Annotated in this window: 13 protein-coding genes and 3 pseudogenes; 14 read left to right on the forward strand and 2 right to left on the reverse strand. The window is 44.2% G+C overall.

Annotated features, from left to right (window positions below):
- Positions 1 to 517: 517 nt before the first annotated feature.
- Entirely contained in the window at positions 518 to 982 is a 465-nt protein-coding gene (locus tag JGK16_RS28685) for a hypothetical protein (RefSeq protein WP_293193418.1), read from the forward strand.
- Positions 983 to 1,411: 429 nt separating this feature from the next.
- Here JGK16_RS28685 and sds read toward each other — a convergent pair whose 3' ends face one another.
- Positions 1,412 to 2,383, reverse strand: coding sequence for a solanesyl diphosphate synthase (sds, locus tag JGK16_RS28690; protein WP_293193419.1), 972 nt, complete (start codon positions 2,381 to 2,383; stop codon positions 1,412 to 1,414).
- A gap of 1,205 nt (positions 2,384 to 3,588) precedes the next feature.
- Here sds and JGK16_RS28695 point away from each other — a divergent pair.
- The 9 genes and pseudogenes from JGK16_RS28695 to JGK16_RS28735 all read left to right on the forward strand — a co-directional run.
- Positions 3,589 to 4,233: pseudogene (locus JGK16_RS28695) on the forward strand (serine/threonine-protein kinase); the annotation flags it as partial.
- A 192-nt stretch (positions 4,234 to 4,425) separates the two neighbouring features.
- Positions 4,426 to 4,938, forward strand: a pseudogene (locus JGK16_RS28700) (IS1 family transposase); the annotation flags it as partial.
- 160 nt (positions 4,939 to 5,098) lie between these two features.
- Complete coding sequence (locus tag JGK16_RS28705; protein WP_293193420.1) at positions 5,099 to 5,860, forward strand: hypothetical protein; 762 nt, start codon at positions 5,099 to 5,101, stop codon at positions 5,858 to 5,860.
- Complete coding sequence (locus JGK16_RS28710) at positions 5,829 to 8,150, forward strand: ATP-binding protein (protein ID WP_293200957.1); 2,322 nt, start codon at positions 5,829 to 5,831, stop codon at positions 8,148 to 8,150. The genes JGK16_RS28705 and JGK16_RS28710 overlap by 32 nt, the downstream gene beginning before the upstream one ends.
- A 280-nt stretch (positions 8,151 to 8,430) precedes the next feature.
- Entirely contained in the window at positions 8,431 to 10,986 is a 2,556-nt protein-coding gene (locus tag JGK16_RS28715; protein WP_293193422.1) for a CBS domain-containing protein, read from the forward strand.
- A gap of 52 nt (positions 10,987 to 11,038) precedes the next feature.
- Positions 11,039 to 11,437: a response regulator gene (locus tag JGK16_RS28720; RefSeq protein WP_293186045.1), complete on the forward strand. Its 399-nt coding sequence runs from the start codon at positions 11,039 to 11,041 to the stop codon at positions 11,435 to 11,437.
- Positions 11,434 to 14,613, forward strand: coding sequence for a PAS domain S-box protein (locus JGK16_RS28725; RefSeq protein WP_293193423.1), 3,180 nt, complete (start codon positions 11,434 to 11,436; stop codon positions 14,611 to 14,613). Before JGK16_RS28720 ends, JGK16_RS28725 begins: the two co-directional genes overlap by 4 nt.
- Before the next feature lie 618 nt (positions 14,614 to 15,231).
- Positions 15,232 to 17,166, forward strand: a complete 1,935-nt coding sequence (locus JGK16_RS28730; RefSeq protein ID WP_293186050.1) for a response regulator — start codon at positions 15,232 to 15,234, stop codon at positions 17,164 to 17,166.
- Positions 17,167 to 19,074, forward strand: a complete 1,908-nt coding sequence (locus tag JGK16_RS28735) for an ATP-binding protein (protein WP_293186051.1) — start codon at positions 17,167 to 17,169, stop codon at positions 19,072 to 19,074. It abuts the gene before it with no gap.
- Positions 19,075 to 19,240: 166 nt separating this feature from the next.
- Here the strand turns inward: JGK16_RS28735 and JGK16_RS28740 are convergent, their stop codons facing one another.
- Positions 19,241 to 19,408, reverse strand: a complete 168-nt coding sequence (locus tag JGK16_RS28740; protein WP_293186052.1) for a hypothetical protein — start codon at positions 19,406 to 19,408, stop codon at positions 19,241 to 19,243.
- A gap of 9 nt (positions 19,409 to 19,417) precedes the next feature.
- Between JGK16_RS28740 and JGK16_RS28745 the strand changes: the two genes are divergently transcribed.
- From JGK16_RS28745 to JGK16_RS28760, 4 genes and pseudogenes are all read left to right on the forward strand, one after another.
- Positions 19,418 to 19,567, forward strand: coding sequence for a hypothetical protein (locus tag JGK16_RS28745; protein WP_293193424.1), 150 nt, complete (start codon positions 19,418 to 19,420; stop codon positions 19,565 to 19,567).
- Positions 19,564 to 20,031: a response regulator gene (locus JGK16_RS28750; RefSeq protein WP_293186054.1), complete on the forward strand. Its 468-nt coding sequence runs from the start codon at positions 19,564 to 19,566 to the stop codon at positions 20,029 to 20,031. Before JGK16_RS28745 ends, JGK16_RS28750 begins: the two co-directional genes overlap by 4 nt.
- Before the next feature lie 266 nt (positions 20,032 to 20,297).
- Positions 20,298 to 21,956, forward strand: coding sequence for a diguanylate cyclase (locus tag JGK16_RS28755; protein ID WP_293186056.1), 1,659 nt, complete (start codon positions 20,298 to 20,300; stop codon positions 21,954 to 21,956).
- 347 nt (positions 21,957 to 22,303) lie between these two features.
- Positions 22,304 to 23,512, forward strand: a pseudogene (locus JGK16_RS28760) (IS4 family transposase).
- Positions 23,513 to 23,809: the final 297 nt, after the last annotated feature.

Here is a 23,809-nt window from a genome sequence, read left to right on the forward strand (position 1 = left end):
AGGACTTGCAGCCGTAGGGCATACGGTCAAGATGCTTGCCGAGGGTAAATTCGTCGGAATCCCACTGAAGCAAGAATCCTCTCGCCTTTAGGCAGAGGTTTGTCAAAAAAACACTGACGGCTGCTTTTTCTTGATGTGTCCCAAATGTACTATCCGCCACCAACCAGGTTTAACCAGGGATTTTTGGTGGTGAGGACGAGATAATTTTGAGCAGAAAACTTTTTTTTCGTACATAGTTATAAAATTTGCATCCGCCAGGGACACCCGCATCAACTAAATCGAGCATCAGGTACGATATTTTTCGGATTGAAGGGTAAAGCGTGAATTAATCTAAAAAATCCAGAATTTTTGCTAAAAAAGGCTATATTTGGCTATATGTTTCATATCTATCAATCAAATTTATGGGACTTCAGATTTCGCATTTTAGCTTAATATGCGGCAGTGCCAGTTATTACATACTTGCACCTTCACCCGTTACCCTGACATTATTAAACTCAAATCTCAAATGAACTGACTGATGGATTTAGATATACAGATTCAAGCACTAATCGAGCAAGCTCCGCCTGACGGTTCGACGCCACAAATCTTAGAGGCGATCGCCCCGGCGCTGGTTTTAATTGCCCAACAGCTACAGCACCTCGAATACTCGATCCTGCAATCGGTAGACGAAAGTTGGGCGATCGTAGTTTTGAGCAATCTCAAGCAACCGGGACAGGAGAAGAAGGTGATTTATGCTTTTCCCACTCTTAAAGATGCGTCCTGCGCTGCGGCGGCTGGGGGCGGGAGCGTCAAGCCCGTACAGTTGCCTGTCACTCACATTTTATTTCAGATGATTGCTCTTGAAGGTCTCGACAGTATTGTTTTTTTTGAAAATCCCGGCAATCAGGAAGTCGGGACGGAAATCCCTCGCCGACAAGTGCAAGACTTAATCAATGTTTACTTGCAACAGTATCGATCGGCTCCACCACCAGATATTGCCTAAATATAGCCTTTCTCAAGGGAGCATCTCAGTTTTGCATTTAGATAGTGCGAGCGTCCCCGCTCGCGTATCGTATAATACGCGAGCGGGGACGCTCGCACTATCTATAAGAAAAAAATGCTTTTTACAAAAATGAGATTCTCCCTTTCTCAATGGCAGTGAAGTATGTCAGGGAATCGGGAATCGGGAATCGGTAATAGGTAATCGGTAATATTTCATTGCTTGCGCTCTCGGGAACTCACTTAGGAATGAAAATTAAATAACTTCCACAAGTTTTATGCTTCTTCTGGCCCATCCCACAAATATGTGTAAATTATTTAATTCGCCATCCTTAAGAAGCGCGATAATTAAATTTCTGATGAATTGGTAATAGGAAATTCCCCATTACCAACTCCCCATTACCAATTCCCCTACCGTGCAACTTTTTAACCTCTAATACAGCCGGCTCAAAACGTAATCTGCTAAATCAATCAAGGCTTGACGGGATTCTGAATGGGGCAGCGCAGCTAAGTATTCGACAGCTTTCTGTGCGTGATTTGTTGCTAGTTCTCGCGATCGCTCTATACCTTGAGAATCTGCTACCAGCGCCAGAGCCTGCTCTAGATCTCCTTCTTGGGCGAACTCGCGTTCTATTAGAACTTCCAAATAAGGCTTTTCTTCTAGGGCAAATAGTGCTGGTGCTGTCAAATTACCACTAATCAGATCCGAGCCTGCGGGTTTCCCCAAAGTTTCCGTTGAAGCAGTGAAATCCAATATATCATCTACTATTTGGAATGCTAAACCAATGTTGCGACCGTAGTTGTACAAATCGTCTGCTATTTCTGCTGAAACCTCGCTCAAACAGCCCGCTGCTTTAGAACTGTTGGCAATTAAAGACGCTGTTTTGTAATAACTTTTTTCTAAGTACGCTTCGATCGACAAACTGGTGTCAAATCCATTTAGTCCCTGTTGAATTTCGCCCTCAGCTAAATCCATAATCACTTCTGAAAGCAGTTTGACTACTGGCAGGTTGTCCAGATTTGCCAAGTGCCACGAAGATTGAGCAAACAGAAAATCTCCCGCCAATACTGCCACTCGGTTGTTAAACCGACTGTGTACTGTCGGTACTCCCCGCCGCAGATCCGACTCGTCCACCACGTCGTCGTGGACTAGACTGGCTGTGTGGATCATTTCTGTGATTTCCGCGAGGCGGCGGTGTTTTTCGGTGATTTCCCGATCGGGCATCGTCGCCTTGGCCATCAACAAGACTATTGCGGGTCTCACCCGTTTTCCCTTTGTGCCGAATAAGTATTCTGCAGCCGCGTACAAGATGGGATGACGGGCACCCACTAACTGTTTTAAGTTTTCTGTCAACAGTCGCAGGTCTTCTTCAACCGAGGAAAATAGGAGAGTGCTAGAGATCATGGATACGCCGACTCAAGCCGTAAAGTAACAAAATTTTACATATCATATCTTTATTTTAAGACAATTCTCTGCAATAGGGAACAAAAATCTAGGCGATCGGCAGTTATTTGTGGTCTGTCGCCAGCGAGGACTCGCCCAACTGCCAGAGGCGAGTAGCCTGCTGCCAGAGGGGTTGCTCCTATTGTATCGAATTGTTAAGCACACTGCCAAAAAATAACTAAATCCCAGAAACGCTGTGTTATTATAGGTATTAAGGATTTAAACAATTCTATACATTAAGTACAGGCTGTAATTGAGCCTGGCTGGCAGGTAGCTTTCAGATGCCTGTAAGAGTTTCGTAGAGCCAGCCTTGTTAGTCGATCGCAGCGAAAATTTCTGGGACAGATTTTTAGTTTCTTGTGGCTAAAAATTTTCAGGAGTTAAGACTAGCGCATGAGATGTGCACGGTAGCTCAAAGCAGCTAAAGTGGATGGTTTTACGCTGTTCAAGCATCTGTAAAGCAGTAAATCATTATTGACCTCGCCCAAAAACGGGTAGAAGCCACGACAATTGTCGTGGGTAGCCCAAAATTTTAGATCTTAGTTGAAGCTCCCAGATTTATCTGCCGAGTAAATCTAAAATCGAAAAATGGAAAATCTCAAATCGACTCACCGGGAACGCCTAAGTTTTTCGGCAAGCCTGATATGGAAAAGTAGCCTTCAGAACCAAGGCATAGTCTTGCGTGCTGAATTAATGTAGTAGGTCTTGAACTTGTCCCGTCCTCCTCCTCGTCCTTGACTTTTGGTTCTAATTATGATTTATCGCGATATTCCTCTAATTATTCCCATTCTAGCCGCCGGTTATGTAATGACTATTTATATAGTGCTGATGTTGGCCGAACGTAGCTCTAAAATAACTCGATTGGGCGAGTAGTGCAACGCTTGGCAGCCGAATCCGGCCTCGCCCGCCATGGACTACTCGCTCAGAATTCCGAATATTCCATAATAACCCTGCCTTGAATGCTTGCACACAAAGGCAGGGTTATTTGATTTTAGATTTTAGATTGAAGATTTTAGATTGAGGATTTTAGATTGAGGATTTGCGATCGATCGAGCTCGTGGTTGAGAGCTTACAGGCAAGTCTGAGAATATTTGTGGTGGTAGCGATTAACACATATCAGTGGCTACACTAGGATAAACGCTGCTGCTCTCTAAGATTCTGCGGTTATGCTCCACTTTCCAGGCTACAAAATTTTCAGGAAAATCTATGAAAGCGATCGATCTCTAGTTTACCGGGGCGTGCGATCGACCGACAGCCAGCACGTAATCTTCAAGATACTCAAGCAAGACTACCCCACTCCGGCTGCACTCGCCCGTCACAAACAAGAATATGACATCATCCGCAGCTTAAATCACCCAGGAGTCATCCGAGCTTACAGCTTAGAACAGTACGATCGCACTTTGGCGATCGTACTCGAAGACTTCGGAGGAGAATCTCTCAAAAGGTTGATGCACTCTCGCCCCTTTACTCTATCCGAATCTCTGAGCTTCGCCATTCAAATAGCCGACATTTTGGGCGACATTCACAGCGCCAACATCATACACAAAGATATCAACCCTGCCAACATAGTTTTCAATCCCAGCACCAACCAACTCAAAATCATTGACTTTGGGATAGCCAGCGTCTTCGCGCCCGACAAATTAACCGAACAACCCACCCTCAAGCATCCCCATATTCTAGAAGGCACTCTCGCCTATATCTCTCCAGAACAAACTGGCAGAATGAACCGCAGCCTAGATTATCGCACCGACTATTACTCTCTCGGCGCAACTCTCTATGAAATGCTGACGGGCCAACTGCCGTTTGAAACCAGGGTAGTGCCCTGAAGGAAAGGATCGGAGCAAGCTATAATTAGAGAAGTGTTTGCCATAGCGTGATATGACATTAGAAATTAATTGTTGCCCTAATTGTGGCTCAAAAGAAGTTAGTCGGAACGGTAAAACTCGGCATCATTTGTTTTAAATCCGGCATGGAAACCTATTACAAAAGAACAAAAGGAATTAATGTCACGGATGCTACTTGAACGTATTTCTCAGGCGGGAATTGCTCGGGTACTACAAGTGTCAGAAGATACAGTGCAGCGATACGTTAATAGCCAAGCGGCTGCTGTTAAGAAGCAAGTGGAAGTGACTCCCAAGGAAAAAAAGCGCTTGAATGTTCAGATGGATGAGTTATGGTCATTCGTTGATAGTAAAGGAAATCAGCAGTGGGTCTGGCTGGCATTGGACGCCGAGACTAGGGAAATTGTTGGTGTACATATTGGAGATCGTAGCGCAGCATCGGCGAGCGCTTTATGGGATTCAATACCACCAGTGTACCGTCAATGTGCAGTAATTTATACCGACCACGTTTTGTGCTTATGATTCTGTATTACCCAGCAAACGTCATCACGCCGTGTAGATAAAGATAGTGGTTTGACTAGCTATATCGAGCGCTTCAACTGTACTATTCGACAACGAGTTTCTCGACTGGTAAGAAAGAGCTTAGCCTTCTCTAAAAAATTAGAAAATCATATTGCTGCAATTTGGCGGTTTGTCCATCATTACAATGCTAATTTACAACTCTAAATGCCTACTTTTCTTTGAATTCAGTTTTATTCGGTCGATCCTTTCCTTCAGGGGACTACCTGAAAATTCACCGCTTTCTGCCTTTTTCTACGCAGCTTGGGGCGTAGTTATGAACTACGAATCTCAAGACATTGAATCGGCAAATAAGTTAGGGGAATTGGCTTTAAACTTAGCATCAATGTTCAATGCAAAAAACCTCAAAGGGAAAATATTATATATAGTAGCAGCTTGTATCGCTCACAGCAAATATCATGTCAGGGAAACCCTGCCAATGTTCCGAGAAAGCTATCAAAGTGCACTCAAAAACGGAGATTTTGAGTTTGTCGCTTATTGTGCCAAACAAAAATCTCAATATGCTTATTTGGTAGGGCAAGAACTTACAAATCTAAAAGTCGAAATTGCTGAATCTAGCAACCTGCTGGCTCAACTCAAGCAATCAATCAACTTGCAGTGCAATCAAATATTTCATCAAGCGGTGCTTAACTTGCTGGGTGAAGCAGAGAATCCTTGCAATTTATCGGGGACAGCTTGCGAAGAAGAGCATCTGCTACCGTTGCTGGCGAAAGCGAACGATCGCACGGGAATACATTACTTTTATTTGCACAAGCTAATACTGTGTTATTTATTCGGGGATTTGTGCCAAGCACTGGAAAATGCAGGTAAATTTAGACAAGGTTTAATGGGAGGAACTGGTTTTTTAACTGTGCCGGTGTTTCATTTTTATGATTCTTTGGCTGCACTAGCTGCTTGTTCTGAGGCGGATGTATTGGAGAGAGATGCTGCTCGAAAGAGTAGGAGAAAACCAAAAGAAAATGCAGACATGGGCTGCACGCGCCCCCATGAATCACTTGCACAAATTTCATCTGGTTGAGGCTGAGAAATATCGGGTTTTGGGCGATAATTTTCAGGCAATGGAGGAGTACGATCGCGCGATTGGTTTGGCGAAGCAAAACGAATATCTTAACGAAGAAGCTCTCGCTAACGAACTTGCAGCTAAGTTCTATATCGGTTGGGGAAAAGAGAAGATTGCACGAGTTTATTTGGCTGATGCTCACTATGGTTACACTCACTGGGGAGCTCAAGCTAAAGTTGAGGATTTGGAAACACACTATCCCCAATTTTTAATCAGAATTCCAGTGTCAACTAGCATTGCCAGCGACAGCGCTACAGTTACTAATATTTCCAGCAGCCACGATTCGGGCCAAACTTTTGATTTGGCGGCAGTGATGAAAGCCTTTGCTGCGATCGCTAGCGAGATTGTGCTGGACAAGTTACTGGCGAAGTTGATGAGAATTATGCTGCAAAATGCGGGGGCAGAAAATGGTTTTTTGATTTTGGAAAGCCGAGGTAAGTTTTTGGTAGAAGCTTCGGGAAAATTAGATGGCGATCGCGTGGATGTTTTGCAGTCGGTTCCTGCTGAAAAGTGCCTGCCTGTTTCCATTATCAATTATGTCGCTCGGAGGAAAAGAAATGTTGTAGAAAGTGACGCAGCTAACAAAGGAAGATTTACGCGCGATCCGTATATTGTCAGACATAATTCTCAATCTATATTGTGCGCGCCCTTGCTGAATCAAGGTCAATTAATTGGGATGGTTTATTTAGAGAACAATCTCACTACGAGTGCTTTTACTGATGACAGGGTAGAGGTTTTGCAACTGTTATCGACGCAGGCTGCTGTTTCTATTGCTAACGCTAAACTTTACGCAGAAGTGCGGGAAAGTCAGAGCAAGTTGACGCAGTTTTTAGAAGCTTTACCTGTGGGAATAACGGTACATAATCCCCAGGGTAAGGTATCCTACATCAATGAAACTGGACAGCGGTTGCTGGATCGAATTTTGGCGCCGTCAGCTACAGGTGAAGAGTTGATATCAGCTTCTGAAATTTATATATCAGGAAAGGAAAGCCCCTGTTCTGAACAACAACTGCCGGCTTGGCGAGCTCTCAATGGCGAAAGTGCGATCGCCGATAATTTAGAAGTCCGCAGATCCGGGAAGATTGTGCCTTTGGAAATGCACTCGCAACCTATTTTTGACAACAAAAACAATATTGTCTATGCGATTACTGCTTTCAGCGATATCACCGATCGCAAACAAGCTGAGAAACTGGTAGCAGAGTACAACAGAACCTTGGAAATGCAAGTAGCCGATCGCACCAGAGAACTCTCGGAAGCCCTGCAACACCTGCAAGCAACGCAACGAGAGCTGATTCAATCGGAAAAAATGGCAGCATTGGAACAGCTAGTTGCTGGTGTGGCTCACGAAATCAATACTCCCCTGGGTGCGATTCGATCGTCTGTCGAGAATTTAGCCGATTTTTTCAATCAAAATCTGGCCCAAATCGCGGATTTTTTCCACAAAATGTCCCCAGAAGGTTACTCTGATTTATTGACGCTGCTCCCCAAATACCAGTCGCAGGCGATGCTCTTTTCCAACCGAGAAAAACGCCAGTTTAAAAGAGCTTTGATTCAGCAGCTATCAAACAATTCTGTGGCAAATTCAGAAACAGTAGCAGACACCTTAGTTGATATCGGCATTTACGACAATATCGAATCAATTTTGCCTTTGCTGCAAGACCCCACTAGCTCGGATATTTTACAGCAAGCCTATCAATTTACTGCTTTGCAAAGAAGTACGAATACTATTATCACAGCTACAGATAGAGCTGCAAAAGTAGTTTTTGCTTTAAAAGCATATTCTCGCTCTAACTCTACGGGAGAAAAGGTTATTGCTAATATTACTGAGGGAATTGAAACTATATTAACTCTTTATTATAACCAACTCAAACACGGAGTAGAAGTTGTGAGGAATTATCAAGATGGAGTGCCTGAATTGCTGTGCTATCCAGACGAACTCAATCAAGTTTGGACAAATCTGATTCACAACGCCCTGCAAGCAATGAACAATTGCGGAATTTTAACATTAGATGTCAGAGTAGAAAATCAGATCCTGTTGGTGGGCGTTACGGATAACGGCACAGGAATTCCCCCGGAAATTTTGCCGCGAATATTTGAACCCTTCTTTACCACAAAACCCGCCGGAGAAGGCAGCGGCTTGGGACTGGATATTGTTAAGAAAATTGTCGAAAAACATTCGGGTAAGATAGAAGTAACATCTGCGATCGGTCAAACGAGCTTTATCGTGTCAATTCCGATCGCCGTTTAGCGCTATTACAATAAAAATTAGGGAGCATCTCATTTTTGCTTTTATAGTGCTGTCCCGGCTCGCGTATTCTATAACTCGCGAGCCGGGACAGCACTCAAAGAAAAAAAATGTTTTTTACAAAACTGAGATGCTCCCCAAAATTATACCGAGGCGCGACCAAAAATACAACTTTAGACGGATGTCAGACTTCGATCGCGGTCAGGGTGCAGTCATTGTCAAAGCTCAAAGCTAAAATGGCATTAATTGCCGGTTCCACCTGCATCTCCCCCTTGATTTGCCCATGTCAATAACAGTTTCTGATAGCCAAAGCTTCTTAGAACAGGCGATCGACCGCAAACCGCCGGTACTGCCTCCAGATACACCCTTGAAAGTCGCGATCGCCGCCATGACTCAGGCGAGGGCTAGTTGCGTTTTAATCGCGTTTGAGCGGCAACTGATCGGAATTTTTACGGAGCGCGATGTTGTGAAAATAACTGCGAGCGAAATACCGCTAGCAGGGCTGATAATTGCTGAGGTAATGACTGAAAAGCCGATCGCGATTTCCCTTGATAAAGCGGGGAATATCTTCAGAATATTGAGTATATTGCGATCGGCAAAAATCCGTCACTTGCCCGTTACAGACAACAGCGGAAACTTGCTGGGCGCCATCACCGGAGAAAGCATCCGTCAAATCCTGAAACCGGGCGACTTGCTGCAAATGCGGCGCGCCGAAGAAATTATGACCGCAGAAGTAAGAATTGCCTCAACTAACACCTCAGTTTTAGAAGTGGCAAAACAGATGGCAACTGAGCGCAAAAGCTGCATAGTCATTTGCAATGAGTGCGACAACAAAAATCAGAAACCAGTGGGCATAATTACAGAACGGGACATTGTTAAATTCCAAGCTACCGGACTCGATTTCGCTGGCACTCGCGCCGCCGCCGCGATGAGTTTTCCCCTGATGCCGTTGCAGGCAAAAGCCACATTGTGGGAGGCTCACCAGTTCATGCAGGATCACCACATCCGGCGCTTGGTGGTGGTGGACGAGGGAGGATATTTAGCCGGAATTGTCACCCAAAGTAGCCTGCTGCACGCCTTAGATCCGGTAGAAATGCACGCGAATGTCGAGCTTTTGCAGGAAACAGTTGCCGAAAATATCCTGGAGTTAAAAAAAGTGAACGAACAATTGCAAAAAGAAGCGCTTCGCAGAACCGAAATAGAGGAACAGTTGCGGTTATTAAATGAAAATCTAGAAGAGCAAATTAAGCTGCGTACTTTAGAATTAATTAACACGAACAGTCAGTTAAAGAAGGAAATACAAGACCGCGCCACCGCTGAAGCTGAAGTCCGCCGCCTCAACACCGAACTGGAGCAGCGAGTTCGAGAACGCACGGTTCAACTAGGAGCCAGCAACCAAGAATTACAGCAAGAAATTAGCGATCGCAAATTGCTAGAAGAAAAATTACACTTTTCTGAAACCAAAGTTCGTGCAGTTTTTGAAGCGATGACAGACATCGTTCTCGTACTAAATATTCATGGAAACATAGAGGTTTTGCCGACTAATACGGCGGCAGTTTATGAGCCGGATTGCGATCTAGTCAGCCTGACGGTCGAACATTTTTTTGACGACGACAACCCCGATGATTGGTGGATGCTAGTTCAGCAAGTGTTAGAGACGCAACAAACCCTCAATTTCGACTACAGTTTAACAGTTGGCGATCGCGAAATTTGGTTTTCCGCCTGTATTTCTCTGTTCTCAAAAGATGCAGTGATTTGGGTTGCCCGCAACATCAGCGCCCGCAAACTAGCAGAGTCAGCGCTGTGCAAAAAAAATGTAGAATTAGCTCATACCCTAGAAGAACTGAAGCGCACTCAACAAGAGCTGATTCAATCAGAAAAAATGGCAGCCCTCGGACAGTTAATTGCCGGAGTTGCCCACGAAATCAATTCTCCTTTAGGGGCGATTCGCTCTTCGGTGCAGAACATCGCCGACTTCTGGGCCGAACAATTGCACCAGTTACCGATATTTTTCAAGCAACTATCCCCGGAACGGCAGCAGGATTTCTTTGCCCTGCTGTACAACTCAAGTAAGGAAACAGACAACTTATCTAGTAAAGAAAAACGTCAGTTGAAAAAACTTTTGCAGCGGCAATTAGAATCAGAAAAAATTGACGACGCTGACAGCCTTGCTTGTACCTTGTTAGATATTGGTATTTGCAATAACTTAGAACGTTTTTTACCTTTGTTGAAAGACAGCGCAAGTCCAAATATTTTACAAACCGCTTACGAATTTGCTACGGTACAAAAAAGCACTAAAAATATTGTTACTGCGACAGATAGGGCAGCCAAAATTGTTTTTGCCTTGAAAAGCTATTCTCGTTACGACCAGTCGGGTTCCAAGGCGATCGCCAATATTACCGACGGGATTGATACTGTTTTAACGCTTTACCACTACCAAATCAAACATGGTGTGGAAGTCGTCAGGAATTATGTTAATGATTTACCCTCTATGCTATGCTATCCTGATGAACTAAATCAAGTTTGGACAAATTTGCTTCATAATGCTTTACAAGCGATGGGCAACAAAGGAATGTTAAAAATTGAGGTCAAACACCAAGATAACGCAATATCAGTCAGTATTACCGACAGCGGCCCCGGCATTCCTCCAGAGATTATGCCTAGAATTTTTGAGCCATTTTTCACTACTAAACCTCCTGGAGAAGGCAGCGGCTTGGGATTGGATATCGTTCATAAAATCATTAAAAAACACCAAGGTAAACTGCAAGTAGAAAGCGTGCCTGGTCAAACCAAATTTACTGTATCCTTGCCTATCGAAATCACTGAGACCAATAATTAAAATTTGGCTCAATCTGCCCGTTAATTTTAAAATCAAAAAAGAGTAAAATTTTATGCCAAAACCAGTAATTTTGTGTGTTGACGATGAAGTTGTAATCTTAAACAGTTTGAAGATTCAACTGAAAAAAGAATTTGGTGATGATTACCTCTATGAAGTAGCAGAAAATGCCGATGAAGCTCTCGAAATTATTGAGGAAATTCAAGGAGAAGAGGAAAGCGATATTTTGGTCATAGTATCTGACTGGTTGATGCCGGGTCTTAAAGGAGATGAATTTTTGATCCGGGTTCACCAAAAATATCCCAATATTGTGAAAGTTATGCTGACCGGGCAAGCTGATGAAATAGCAATACAACGGGTGAAAGAGCAGGCAAACTTGCACCGCTGTTTGTACAAGCCGTGGGACGGTCAAGAATTAGTAGAAACTATAAAATCTGGTTTAGCAAAAATATGAACAATAAACCTGTGATTATTTGCGTGGATGACGAACCGATCATCCTTGAAAGTTTGAAGATTGAGTTAAAAAAAGCCTTGGGAGAAGAACATTTATTAGAAACAGCCGAAGGCGGCGAAGAGGCTTTAGAGTTGATAGATGAATTGCTGGAAGAGGGTTGCGAAATCGTGGCTGTGATTTCCGACTACCTGATGCCCAATATCAAAGGGGACGAATTACTGAAGCAGATTCACATAATTTCACCAAAAACCATCAAAATCATGCTGACGGGGCAAGCAGACCTCGAAGCTGTGGCGAATACTATTAAATATGCTAAATTGTACCGCTACATATCTAAGCCTTGGCAGTCAGAAGATTTGAAGTTGACCTTAAAAGAAGCGGTCAACAGCTATTTTATGGAGAAGCAATTAGGGGAACAAAATGCTCAACTCCAAAAGCTGAATCAAGAATTGGAAACTTTAGTTGAGGAGCGGACTGCACAACTGAGCTTGTCTGAGGAAAAGTTTGCTAAAGCTTTTCGTTCTTCTCCCAACCCGATTACTATTGCCAGACTTAAAGACGGTCGTTATTTAGAAGTCAATGAGGCTTTTTGTCAGACAATTGGTTATTCGATAGCAGAAATTATCGATCGCACGGCGCTTGATTTGAATCTTTGGGAAAGTACACAAGCCCGCGCCAAGTTGTTTGCAATGTTAGACGAACAAAAAATTGTTCGTAACTACGAATTTGATTGGCGCACTAAAACTGGGGAACTCAGAACCGGGCTGGTGTCTGCTGAAATCATTGACATTCACGGCGAAACCTGCGTGATTTCGGTGATTCAAGATATTAGCGATCGCAAATTGGCAGAAGAAAAACTCCGGGCTCTAGCTGCATCTTTAGCCGCAGCGCAGAGAATCGCCCGCGTCGGCAATTGGGAATGCGATTTTTCTGCCAATACAACTACTTGGTCGGAAGAATTATCTCATATTTTCGATCTCGATGCAACCGAGGCTGCGCCAACACTAAGTGAGTTTTCGCAATACGTGCATCCGGACGATCGCGAAAAATGGCAAACTGCGATCGACGCTACTATTGCTAGCGGGCAATCCTACAGTTTGGAATATCGCATCCTCCGCCCGGAATCGACAATTGCTGCGGATAATTGCCCGTCACAGACAAGTGAAGGCGGCTCGATCCGCTACATCGAATCCAGAGGAGAAGTAGTTGTCAACCAACAAGGGCAAGTGACTAAACTCTTCACAACTTTGATGGATATTACTCCCCGCAAGCTGGCGGAAATAGCATTAGCAGAAAGTGAAGAAAAATACCGTCATTTAGTTGAAACTTCTCAAGATATTATCTGGTCTTGCGATGCCCAAGGACACCTGACTTTTGTCAACCAAGCTGTCAAACAAATCTACGGTTACGATCCGGAAGAAATGCTCGGCTATTCTTTTAGCGATTTCTTAGCGCCAGCACAAATAGACCGGAATCGAGAACTTCAGCAGCACTTGCTGACGGGAGATGCTGTGTTTCAGTACGAAAGTATAGTATTAGGGAAAGACGGCAGGCAGATAGATGTCAATACAAAGGCGATCGCGCGATTGGATGCAGCAGGAAATATTACCGGCACCACAGGCACTGCCAGCGATATTACTGAGCGCAAACAAGCAGAAATATCGCTGCAAAAAGCCAAAGAAGAAGCCGACAGAGCGAACAGGGCGAAAAGTGAATTTTTATCGAATATGAGCCACGAATTGCGAACTCCCCTCAACGCGATTCTCGGTTTCACTCAACTGCTGGCGCGCGACGCAGCCTTCGGTAGTGACCAACAGCAATATTTAGGAATTATTAGCCGCAGCGGGGAACATTTGCTCGATCTGATCAACAATATTCTGCAAATGTCAAAAATCGAAGTCGGGCTGGTGACACTCAATAACAGCACCTTCGACTTGCACAGAATGCTAGAAAATACTGAAGATATGCTGAAGCTGCAAGCCGAAAAAAAAGGGTTGCAGTTAATTTGTGATGCTGCGCCCAACCTCCCTCAATATGTAGAAACAGATGAAAGTAAGTTGCGTCAAGTATTAATTAATGTGGTGGGAAATGCGATCAAGTTTACGGCGGAAGGTGGTGTCAACTTGAGAATCAAACATGAGCTGTTGTCAAATAGAAATAACGAAGAAATTCCGCCGTTAGCGCAGCCCTCGAAGAGGATCGCAAATTGCTGCTTGCTCTTTGAAGTGGAAGACACGGGGGCGGGAATTTCTGCCCAAGAAATGGATAGTTTGTTTAAGCCTTTTGCTCAGACAGAAAGCGGGAAAAAAGCTCATGAAGGAACTGGTTTAGGCTTGCCGATCAGCAAACAGTTCGTTGAGTTAATGGGAGGAGAAATGACGGTGACAAGCAGCGTCGGTAACGGCAGCATTTTTAGATTTGATGTTAAAGTTTCGCTCCCTAATGAAGTGGAAATTCAGGTGGCTCAAACAACTCGTCGCGTTGTGGGCCTGGAACCCGGACAGCCGGAATACCGCATTTTAGCTGTGGACGATCGCCTGGAAAGCCGTTTGTTGCTGGTGAGAATGCTGTCATGTCTCGGTTTTACTGTGCGGCAGGCTGAAAATGGCGTTGAAGCTTTGTCCATGTGGTCGAGTTGGGAACCTCATTTGATTTGGATGGATATGCGGATGCCGGTGATGGATGGCTACGAAGCTACTAAACAGATTAAAGCGCATTTGAAGGGTCAAGCAACGGTGATTATTGCTCTGACGGCGAGTGCTTTTGATGAAGAGCGATCGGTGATTTTGTCTGCTGGGTGCGATGATTTTGTCGCGAAGCCTTTTCGGGAACAAGTCATTCTGGAAAAGATGGCTAAGTATCTGGGTGTCCGCTATGTTTACGATCGAGAAGCTTCGCTAAGTTCTGATGCTGTGGCTGGTGGTGACGTTTCGGCGCCGACTGTGACGGCTCCTTTGCCTGTTGCGCTGAATTCTTCATTTTTTGAAGCTATGCCTCCCCAATGGGTTGATGAGTTGTACGAGGCGGCGGATTCGGTTGATAACGAGGAGATTTTTCGGCTGCTGTTGTCGATTCCTCCTGTTGATGCTCCTTACCGCAGCGCGATCGCCGATTTGGCGAATAACTTCCGGTGCGATCGGATTATTGATTTGATTGAGGAATTTAGAAATGTTTGAGGGAAGAAGGAAGAAGTCATTAGTCATCAGTCATCAGTCATTAGTCATCAGTCATCAGGAAGAGGGGGGAAGGGAGAGGGGAGAGGAGAGGGGCGGGCTCAGGATTATTGATGGTTGAGGTCGATCGACTATTGCTAAACTTGCTCGTGGGCGATCGGCTAAACTATCTTTGATGATTATTTAAATCAGTATAAAGGTGGACGAAGAAACTGGGTTTTATAACGAAAATATCTCGTTATACCAGTTACACAAAAAAAGCAACTGCTTTGCCAGCACTCCCAACCCTGATGGAATCATTCATTCCCCATCTAAAATCGTATTACCAGAAAGAATTGGTTGAAAGCCCGCCCGCCTTCGAGGGAGAAATTAAAATCAGACTATTCATTACTCCAATCCTCTTCTTTATAGGTAGAGGTCGCTCTCAAACTGTCAACTGTCAAGCGGTCAACTGTCAACTGTTGAAGGCTCTCTATCTTGGTTGAAAAAACCGGTTTATCGTTTTTTTGTAGGTAAGTTCTGTAAATATAGAAGTAGTTGATGCTGGAGCGAGTGCTATAATGACGATTTAATCGGTTTTCATAATTTCAGCAATTATCAATTTAACAAAAAATACCATCGATGACCACCAATAAAACAGAAAATAATAAAGGCAACATATTAATTGTTGACGACACTCCCGAAAATTTGCAAGTTTTATCAGCAACGCTGTCGGATCGCGGCTACAAAGTCCGGGGCGTAATTAACGGCAAAATGGCAATCAGAGCAGCGCGTTCAGGTTCTCCAGACTTGATTTTGCTCGACATCAAAATGCCGGAAATGGACGGCTATGAAGTCTGCACGCAGCTCAAGCTCGATCCGAAAACATCAGAAATTCCAGTTATTTTTATTAGCGCTTTAGATGAAGTATTAGACAAAGTAACCGCCTTTAAAGTAGGAGGAGTAGATTTTATAACCAAACCGTTTCATGTAGCAGAAGTTTTAGCGAGAATCGAACATCAACTGACCATCCAAAGACTGAAAAAACAATTGATCGATCGCAATACCGAACTGCAACAAGAAATAATAGAACGCAAAAAAGCCGAAGAAGCCGCAGCCGCTGCATCCCTAGCAAAAAGTCAATTCGTTGCCAACATGAGCCACGAATTGCGGACTCCCCTGAACGCCATCCTGGGTTTTACCCAAGTCATGAGCCGCGACTCTTTACTCAGCCACGAAAATATTGAAAATCTCCGAATTATCAACCGCAGCGGTCAACATTTGCTGGAACTAATTAACGATGTTTTAGACTTGTCCAAAATAGAAGCCGGGATCATTGGCTTAGATGAACGCAGCTTTGACCTTTATCAACTCCTCGACACTCTCGAAGAGATGTTTCAAATCAAAGCTGAAACCAAAAATTTGCAACTAAGATTTTCCGTGCAGCCGAATGTTCCCCAATACATCAAAACTGATGAAAAAAAGCTGCGCGTATGTTTAATTAATTTGCTGGGAAATGCCCTAAAATTTACACCAAACTGCGGCAGTATTTGGCTGCGCGCTGTGCAAGCCAACCACCAGCCCGCAAAATCGGAGGTTTATCCTAATTCTACTTCGGACGATTGCTATTTTATTTTGTTTGAAGTTGAAGACACGGGAGTTGGCATAGCAACAGCAGAAATTGACAAGTTATTTGAGGCTTTCGTGCAAACAGAAGCTGGCAAACAAGCGGCTGACGGTACGGGATTGGGTTTGACAATCACTAAAAAATATGTAGAGATCATGGGCGGAGATATTGAGGTAGAAAGTGTTTTAGGTGAGGGAACCATTTTTAAATTTAATATCCGAGTATTTCCCGCTACTTCATCTGAAATAACAGTGGCGACATCGCAGCGGGCGATCGCACTACAACCAGATCAACCGATTTATCGGATTTTAGCAGTTGACGACAATCAAGAAAATCGGCTGCTGCTGGTGAAAATGCTGCAACCAATTGGTTTTGAAGTCCGAGAAGCGGAAAACGGCTTCCAAGCTCTTGAACTTTGGGAAAGTTGGCACCCTGATTTAATTTGGCTGGATACGCGAATGCCTGTAATGGACGGTTTTGAAGCCGTCAGACAAATTAGAGCTAAAGAGAAACCATCTGAGCGTCGAACTGTAATTATTGCTCTGACTGCTAGCACTTTTGAGGAAAAAAAAGGCGAAATTCTTGCCGCAGGTTGCGACGATTTTGTGCGGAAACCTTTTCAAGAGCAAATGCTCTTTGATAAGATCGCTTCTTACTTGGGAGTGCGCTATATCTATCAAGAATTGCCCGCGCTCCCTGTCGGGGCTTTACGGCGTTATTTTGTGAGCGAAAAACCAGATTCATTTTTCTCGCCGCTGCTCGCCCAGATGCCTCGAAGTTGGGTGCAGGAACTCTACGACGCAGTTAATGATGTTGATGAAGAGCTGGCGATTCAAATTGTCGATCGCATTTCGGAAACTCATCCAACGTTAGCTGAGGCTTTAAAAGATTTGCTGGCAGATTACCGACTCGATAGGATAATGGATTTAACTCAATCTATTTTAAAATAAATGGAGCATAGTGAAATTAAAGTATTGGTGGTTGACGACCAACCGAGCAATCTGCGGTTCTTATCCGAGCTGCTAACTGCCCAGGGGTATCAAGTTTGTCGAGCTATTTGCGGTAAACTGGCGTTGAAGGCTGCGATCGCCCATTGCCCCGATTTAATTTTGCTCGACATCAGAATGCCGGAAATGAACGGTTATGAAGTTTGTCGGAGACTGAAAGCTACACCGGAAACTGAACAAATTCCGGTGATTTTTTTAAGTGTATTAGATGAGATTAATGATAAATTACAAGCTTTTCGAGTGGGCGGCGCCGACTATATTCTCAAGCCATTTCAAGTAGAAGAAGTTTTAGCGCGCATCGACAAGCAAGTCTGCTTGCAAAAACTGCAACAGCAACTAAAAGAGCAAAACACTGAACTGCAACAGTCGCAGTCGCTGCTTGCTAGCGTCTTAAATAGTTCCTTAGACGGTGTGGTGGCTTATTCTGCCGTCCGCAACAGTCAGGGAAAGATTGTAGATTTCCTGTGGCTGTTAGTCAACCCTGCTGCCAACAATATTTCTGGTCGGCCATTAAATGCGATAGTTGGCAATCATTTGTTGGCAGAAATTCCCGAAATTCGCAATAATGGGTTATTTGATTTGTACGTTTCTGTCGTAGAAACCGGAGAAATTTTAGACCAAGAATTTTATTACGAACACAATTCAGAGACAAGTGCTTGGCTGCACATTGTCGCCGTCAAATTAAACGACGGTCTGGCAGTAACATTTCGCAATATCACCGATCGCAAACGAGGAGAAATTGCCCTGCGAGAAAGTGAAGAACGTTTCCGCGCGATATTTGAGCAAGCAGCAGTGGGCATCGCTAAAACTACACTTTCAGGTGAATTTTTGCGAGTAAATCCCGGCTTTTGCCAAATTGTCCGCTATGCAGAATCGGAATTGTTGCAGCTTGATTGGCAGGCAATTACTCACCCTGATGACATCGAAGCTGGCAGAGAATACGTGCGGTTGCTGTTATGCGGGGAAATTCAAACTTTTTCTCGGGAAAAGCGTTTGATCTGCAAAGATCGGGAAGTGTGCTGGGCGAATGTTACTGTTTCGGTAATGCGCGATGCTGAGGGAACCGCGCAATATTTGATTTGTGCGATCGAGGATGTTTCCGAGCGCAAGCTGGTACAAGAATTGCTGCAAGCAAGTTTAGAAACTCAAACCCGTTATGCTGAAGAACTGACTCGTTCTAATGCCGAATTAGAACAGTTTGCCTACGTGGCTTCTCACGATTTGCAAGCACCTTTGGGCACGATTGCAGGCTACGCTCAACTATTAGAACGGCGTTATCAAAACCAACTTGATGCCCAGGGGAATAAATTTGTCGGCAATATTGTTAATTCTTGCGTGCGGATGCAGGCGCTGATTGATGACTTGCTGGAGTATTCGCGAGTCGGTCGCAGTCAAAAACCTTTTGAGCTGATAAATTGCAATCAGGTTTTTGAGGATGCTTGCGCTAATTTGCAGTTGGCAATCCGCAAGCATCAAGCTACTGTAACTAGGGGCGATTTGCCAATGGTAAGAGGTGACTGTTTTCAACTGTTGCAACTGTTTCAAAATTTAATTGGCAATGCCATTAAATACCGTAGCAGCGAGGCGCCGGTGGTACAGGTGGGCGCTTCGCTTCAGGGGGATAACTGGGTGTTTGCGGTGCAGGACAACGGTATTGGCATTCCCGAACAGCACCATCCACGAATTTTTCAGATTTTTCAGCGCTTGCACACCCAAAAAGAGTATTCGGGAACAGGTATCGGTTTAGCGATTTGTCAGAGAATTGTCGATCGGCATGGCGGCCGGCTTTGGGTAGAATCATCACCTGGTCGAGGCTCGACTTTTTATTTTTCTGTTCCTGTTACACATTGAAATCAGCATTCTGCTTGGATCGGTGAGCAGTCATTTGCTTAAACTCTAAATATATTTATCATTTTTTTATACAAATACTCATAAATTTTAGCATATTCACTGATGACATCAAGCTAAAAATCATTCAGTATAAAGATATTAGCTCGCTCCCTATACAACTTAAAAATCAGCGGTGTGCGCCAGACTTGTCAGTTTGTTTCAACTGTATCCAGAGCACCTGGCTTTGGGATACAGTAGTTTTAGTAGGAATTTCCGGACAAGCATTTCTGATGTCTTTGCCGTTTGCCGGTTCTCCCAGAGACTGCCAAGTGAAACAAAGATTAGTGACAAACATTTGCGAATTATGCAAAACCGCCAATTGCTGCAACACAAATTCAGTGTTATGGGCCAGATTTGCCAGATCGTCGTGGCAACAGATGCTTTGCAGGCGATCGCAAACCGCTTCAAGTCCCGCTACCTCACAAAATCAATTAGTCGTGAGGCCAAGCCGTGAATTATCCAAAGAAAAATGAAAAGAAAAAATTTACTATTTTAATAGCAAACGATGACGAGGACACGCGCTTTTTGGTGGAGGAAGCACTGCGAGAAGTTCGATTACCAATCAGAAGCGAATTTGTGGAAAATGGAGAACAAGTGCTAGACTATTTGTACCGTCGCCGTCAATATGCTGGTGGCAGCAATTGGCATCGACCAGACCTGATACTTTTGGATCTGAATATGCCGAGGCTTGACGGGCGAGAAGCACTAACTTCGATCAGATCTGACCCCCAGTTTCAACAAATTCCGGTGGTGATTCTCACAACGTCGCACCGCAGCGGAGATATCTTGCTTTGCTACCGCTTGGGTGCGAATTCTTTCATATCTAAACCAGTCACTTTTCAAGGATTGGTGGAAGTAATGAAGACTTTATGCCAGTATTGGTTTGAAATCGTTTCGCTCCCGCCTGCGGATCTGTAAGCTTTAATTGATGGCTAGATCGATAGTTTGAGTGTAAACTGAATTTGATAGACCGACATATTGGCTCGATCGCAAACGCAAATCAGTAGGTATGTACAAATAAACAGGCTGATGGGGAGGGTGGGTGAGAGCAGTGCTCCACTGCCGGCTAGAAAAAATCCGGGTTCAACCCGCCGCTAGAAGATATTATTGTTGTTTAGTGCCGATCGCCAGTATCGCTCTCAAAACAAGAAAGTTTCCTTAAACCCGCTCCAAACGCTATAGTTGTGTTAACACGTAACCAATGTCTGAAAATTTTGTTGGTTGAGGATGACCTCGCAGATGCAACGCTGATCGAAGATCTTTTAGGGTCATTCAGCGAGGCTGTGTTTCGCCTCCAAACTGTTACATCTCTGGAGAGGGGACTGGCGTGTCTGGAAGCAGAAAAGTTTGACGCCGTACTATTAGACTTGTCAGTGTCAGACGGCTTGGGGGGAAGCGAGGATCTCGCCGTTTTGAAAGCCCGATCGCCCACAGTGCCAGTTGTGGTGCTGACGGATAGCAATGATGAGAATACGGCGCTGTCGGTATTGCGATCGGGCGCTCAAGATTGTTTGGTAAAGGGAAGATTTCAGAGAACTCTGCTGGTGCGAGCAATCCATTACGCGATCGAACGCCAGCAAGTCGAAGAACAATTGCGACAGCAGGCGATCCGAGAGCGGCTGTTGGGACAAATGATCGAACATATTCGATCGTCAATAGACGCGGCAAGCATTCTTCAAAGTACCGTAGCAGAAGTGCGCCAATTTCTCAACACAGACCGGGTTTTAATTTATCGCTGTCAGGATTGGGCGTCTCAATTTGACGGGGAAGAGCAAAAAGGTGCGATCGTCGCAGGTGACGGTTTACCAGACGGTTATATTGAAAACCAAAATATTAATGCTGCTTTGGCAGTTTCATGCTTTTTCTTGCTCGAATCCCAGTCGGTACAAGCAATAGCAGATGTGAACGCGGCCGCATTGTCTGGGAGTTGCAAAGAATTGCTGGCAGATTGTGAAATTGCAGCAGTTTTAAGCGTGCCAATTTGGCAATCGGGCGACTGGGAAACGGCAAACCAAAGACTAGAAGGTAGTATTTGGGATGCAGAAAAAAATCAATATGCAGCCGAAAATTATCTCTCGCTGCCGGCTGTTGGCAAACCGCACGTGCAGGGAAAAAGTGCGCCGGATTTAGAGAGAGAAAATCGCAATAATTTGTGGGGAATGCTGACAGCATACAATTGCAGCGAGACGAGGGAATGGCAGCAGTGGGAAATAGATTTTTTACAGCACTTGGCGAATCAAGTGGCGATCGCGATCGAACAATCTCAACTTTACCGCCAGCTAGCAATAGCCAATCAAAAATTGCAGGAACTGGCCACTACTGACGGACTGACGGGCATTGCCAACCGCCGCCAGTTCGATCGCGTTTTGATGTTAGAGTGGCGCAGATTGGCAAGAGAGGAACTGCCAGTGTCTTTAATTATGTTTGACATCGACTTTTTTAAACTTTATAACGACTTTTACGGACACCTCGGCGGCGACGATTGTTTGCGCCAAGTTGCTAAGGCGATCGCCTCTTGTACCAAGCGGGCTGGGGATTTGCCTGCCCGCTACGGCGGCGAAGAATTTGCCATAGTGCTGCCCAACACCAGCGCCGAAGGGGCAAACATTGTCGCCCGGAAAATTTGCGATCGCATTGCCAGCTTGCAACTGCCCCACGCGCGATCGTCGATCGGCTCCTACGTTACCGTCAGTTGCGGAATTGCCACAGCGATTCCTTCTGCCCAGCAATCTCCCGACATCCTAATTCGCAGCGCTGACAGCGCCCTTTATCAAGCCAAAACCGAAGGCAAAAATCGTATTTGTCACGCCAGCAAGCCGGAATCTTCCGCAATTTTGATGTAATTGGGAATTGGGAATTGGCCAAACAGGGCATTGGCCAAACAGGGCATTGGGCATTGAGCATTGAGCATTGGGCATTGGTGGGAACTAACAACTGCCAACTAACAAATAATATCAAATCCGATTGCATCGTCCTGTATTCATCTCTATCTTCTTATATAACCCAATACTGTTCACTTAAGACAGATCCCCCCCTAACCCCCCTTAAAAAACTATGCTTTATAAACATCTTTCTTAACAATAAATTTGACAAAAATCAACATCTGTGATGTTAAACGATCGGGCGATCTCCCAGGAATGAGATTAAAATGATCAATCAATGGGTAAGGGAAGAATTATAAAAGACTCAATTGGGAGATGCAAGAAGAACAAATAGATTCATGAAAATTGTTTCTAACTTAAGTGATAAACCAACATCCACTGTACCTAAAGCTAGTGGTACATGGGCAGAAACTAAGGCTAATTACGATTTTTGGGATTCACCATATATCAAACCATCTCAGCTTAGGAAAGGACACGTAGATGCGACGGTTTCAAGAATTAAAAATCATCAAATTATCTTCAACAGAGGGGCTACCATTAGGCATTATCGACCGTCTGGGCAAGAGCGCCAAAATATTTAGGCAAAGCTGCTCAACGTTCTCAAAAATCAACTGAAGAAAAAGAGAGTCAAAAATGGCTTGATGCTTTAAAAAACACGTTATCTATCATCCCGGATTCACAACAAGTAGTCACAATTGCTGACTGAGAAGCCGACTTTTATGACTTGTTTGCCTGTGCGAACCGTGAGGGAGGAGATTTTTTGATTCGAGCTACTCAAAACAGATGTTTAGAGTCTTCATCGAACCATCTTAAAGAAGAGATGGAATTGGTCGAACCGCAAGCCACAATGACTGTGGAATTGAAGCGCAACCCGACTCGACCATCACGAATAGCGACTTTAACTATTAGGTATAAAACCTTAACTATTCAACCCCCTCAAAATCGTCCTAAACAAGAGAAATTAAGTCCGATTCAACTGCAAGTTATTTTAGTCAGAGAATCCGAACCACCTTCTGAGTCGTCAGCAATTGAGTGGTGGCTAGTGACAAATTTACCTATTACTTGTATTGAGGATGTGACTACTTATGTGAGATGGTATAGTTATCGTTGGCTGATTGAGCGTTATCATTATGTGTTAAAAAGTGGTTGTGGAATTGAGAAGCTACAATTAGAAACAGCATCAAGGTTGGAAATGGCTCTAGCTACTTATTCCATTGTAGCGAAAGCGCTTACTTTATATTACTCATATAGCTCGGCTCGCGGATGATGCCAGTTGTGAAATCATGTTATCACCTCAAGAATGGCAGGCTCTTTATGCAACAATTTATCACAAAAGTTATCCTCATTCTTACCCGCCAACTTTAGGGGAAGCGGTTGGTTGGATTGCTAAATTGGGAGGTTTTTTGGGAAGAAAACATGATGGTTTTCCGGGAGTTAAGACCTTGTGGCGTGGATTGAGAAGATTGGATGATATTATGATGGGTTGGCTGCTATTTAATCAACTTAAAACAACTTGAATTGGTATTTTCCCAGGGTTAAAATAGCTGTGATGACAAATTGTGTTAATGACGTAAGTGATAATTTTGGCAAACCGCCGCCAATGGCAGAAAAACATTAGATTGCTGTTTGTCCAAAATGTGCGTTCGAGAAAAACCCCCAGATCCCTTGAGCAAACTCATTGCAAGAGGCAGACATCAATGAACATTTTTTGCAGGATAATTGCCATTCAATCAGAAGCGAGATCCCCAATGGCTCCTACACAAGTAGTTACTTTTGTCAAATTTCTTGTTAAGAAAGATGTTTATAAAGCATAG

The sequence above is a fragment of the Microcoleus sp. PH2017_09_SFU_O_A genome (assembly GCF_020738625.1).
Taxonomy (GTDB): Bacteria; Cyanobacteriota; Cyanobacteriia; order Cyanobacteriales; family Microcoleaceae; genus Microcoleus.

Excerpts from the sequence above, each read along its gene's own strand:
- JGK16_RS28735 (WP_293186051.1), top strand. The coding sequence starts at position 17,167 with ATGGAGCATAGTGAAATTAAAGTATTGGTGGTTGACGACCAACCGAGC.
- JGK16_RS28685 (WP_293193418.1), top strand. The coding sequence starts at position 518 with ATGGATTTAGATATACAGATTCAAGCACTAATCGAGCAAGCTCCGCCT.
- JGK16_RS28720 (WP_293186045.1), top strand. The coding sequence starts at position 11,039 with ATGCCAAAACCAGTAATTTTGTGTGTTGACGATGAAGTTGTAATCTTA.
- JGK16_RS28710 (WP_293200957.1), top strand. The coding sequence starts at position 5,829 with ATGAATCACTTGCACAAATTTCATCTGGTTGAGGCTGAGAAATATCGG.
- sds (WP_293193419.1), bottom strand. The coding sequence starts at position 2,383 with ATGATCTCTAGCACTCTCCTATTTTCCTCGGTTGAAGAAGACCTGCGA.
- JGK16_RS28745 (WP_293193424.1), top strand. The coding sequence starts at position 19,418 with ATGCAAAACCGCCAATTGCTGCAACACAAATTCAGTGTTATGGGCCAG.
- JGK16_RS28725 (WP_293193423.1), top strand. The coding sequence starts at position 11,434 with ATGAACAATAAACCTGTGATTATTTGCGTGGATGACGAACCGATCATC.
- JGK16_RS28730 (WP_293186050.1), top strand. The coding sequence starts at position 15,232 with ATGACCACCAATAAAACAGAAAATAATAAAGGCAACATATTAATTGTT.
- JGK16_RS28715 (WP_293193422.1), top strand. The coding sequence starts at position 8,431 with ATGTCAATAACAGTTTCTGATAGCCAAAGCTTCTTAGAACAGGCGATC.
- JGK16_RS28705 (WP_293193420.1), top strand. The coding sequence starts at position 5,099 with ATGAACTACGAATCTCAAGACATTGAATCGGCAAATAAGTTAGGGGAA.
- JGK16_RS28740 (WP_293186052.1), bottom strand. The coding sequence starts at position 19,408 with ATGTTTGTCACTAATCTTTGTTTCACTTGGCAGTCTCTGGGAGAACCG.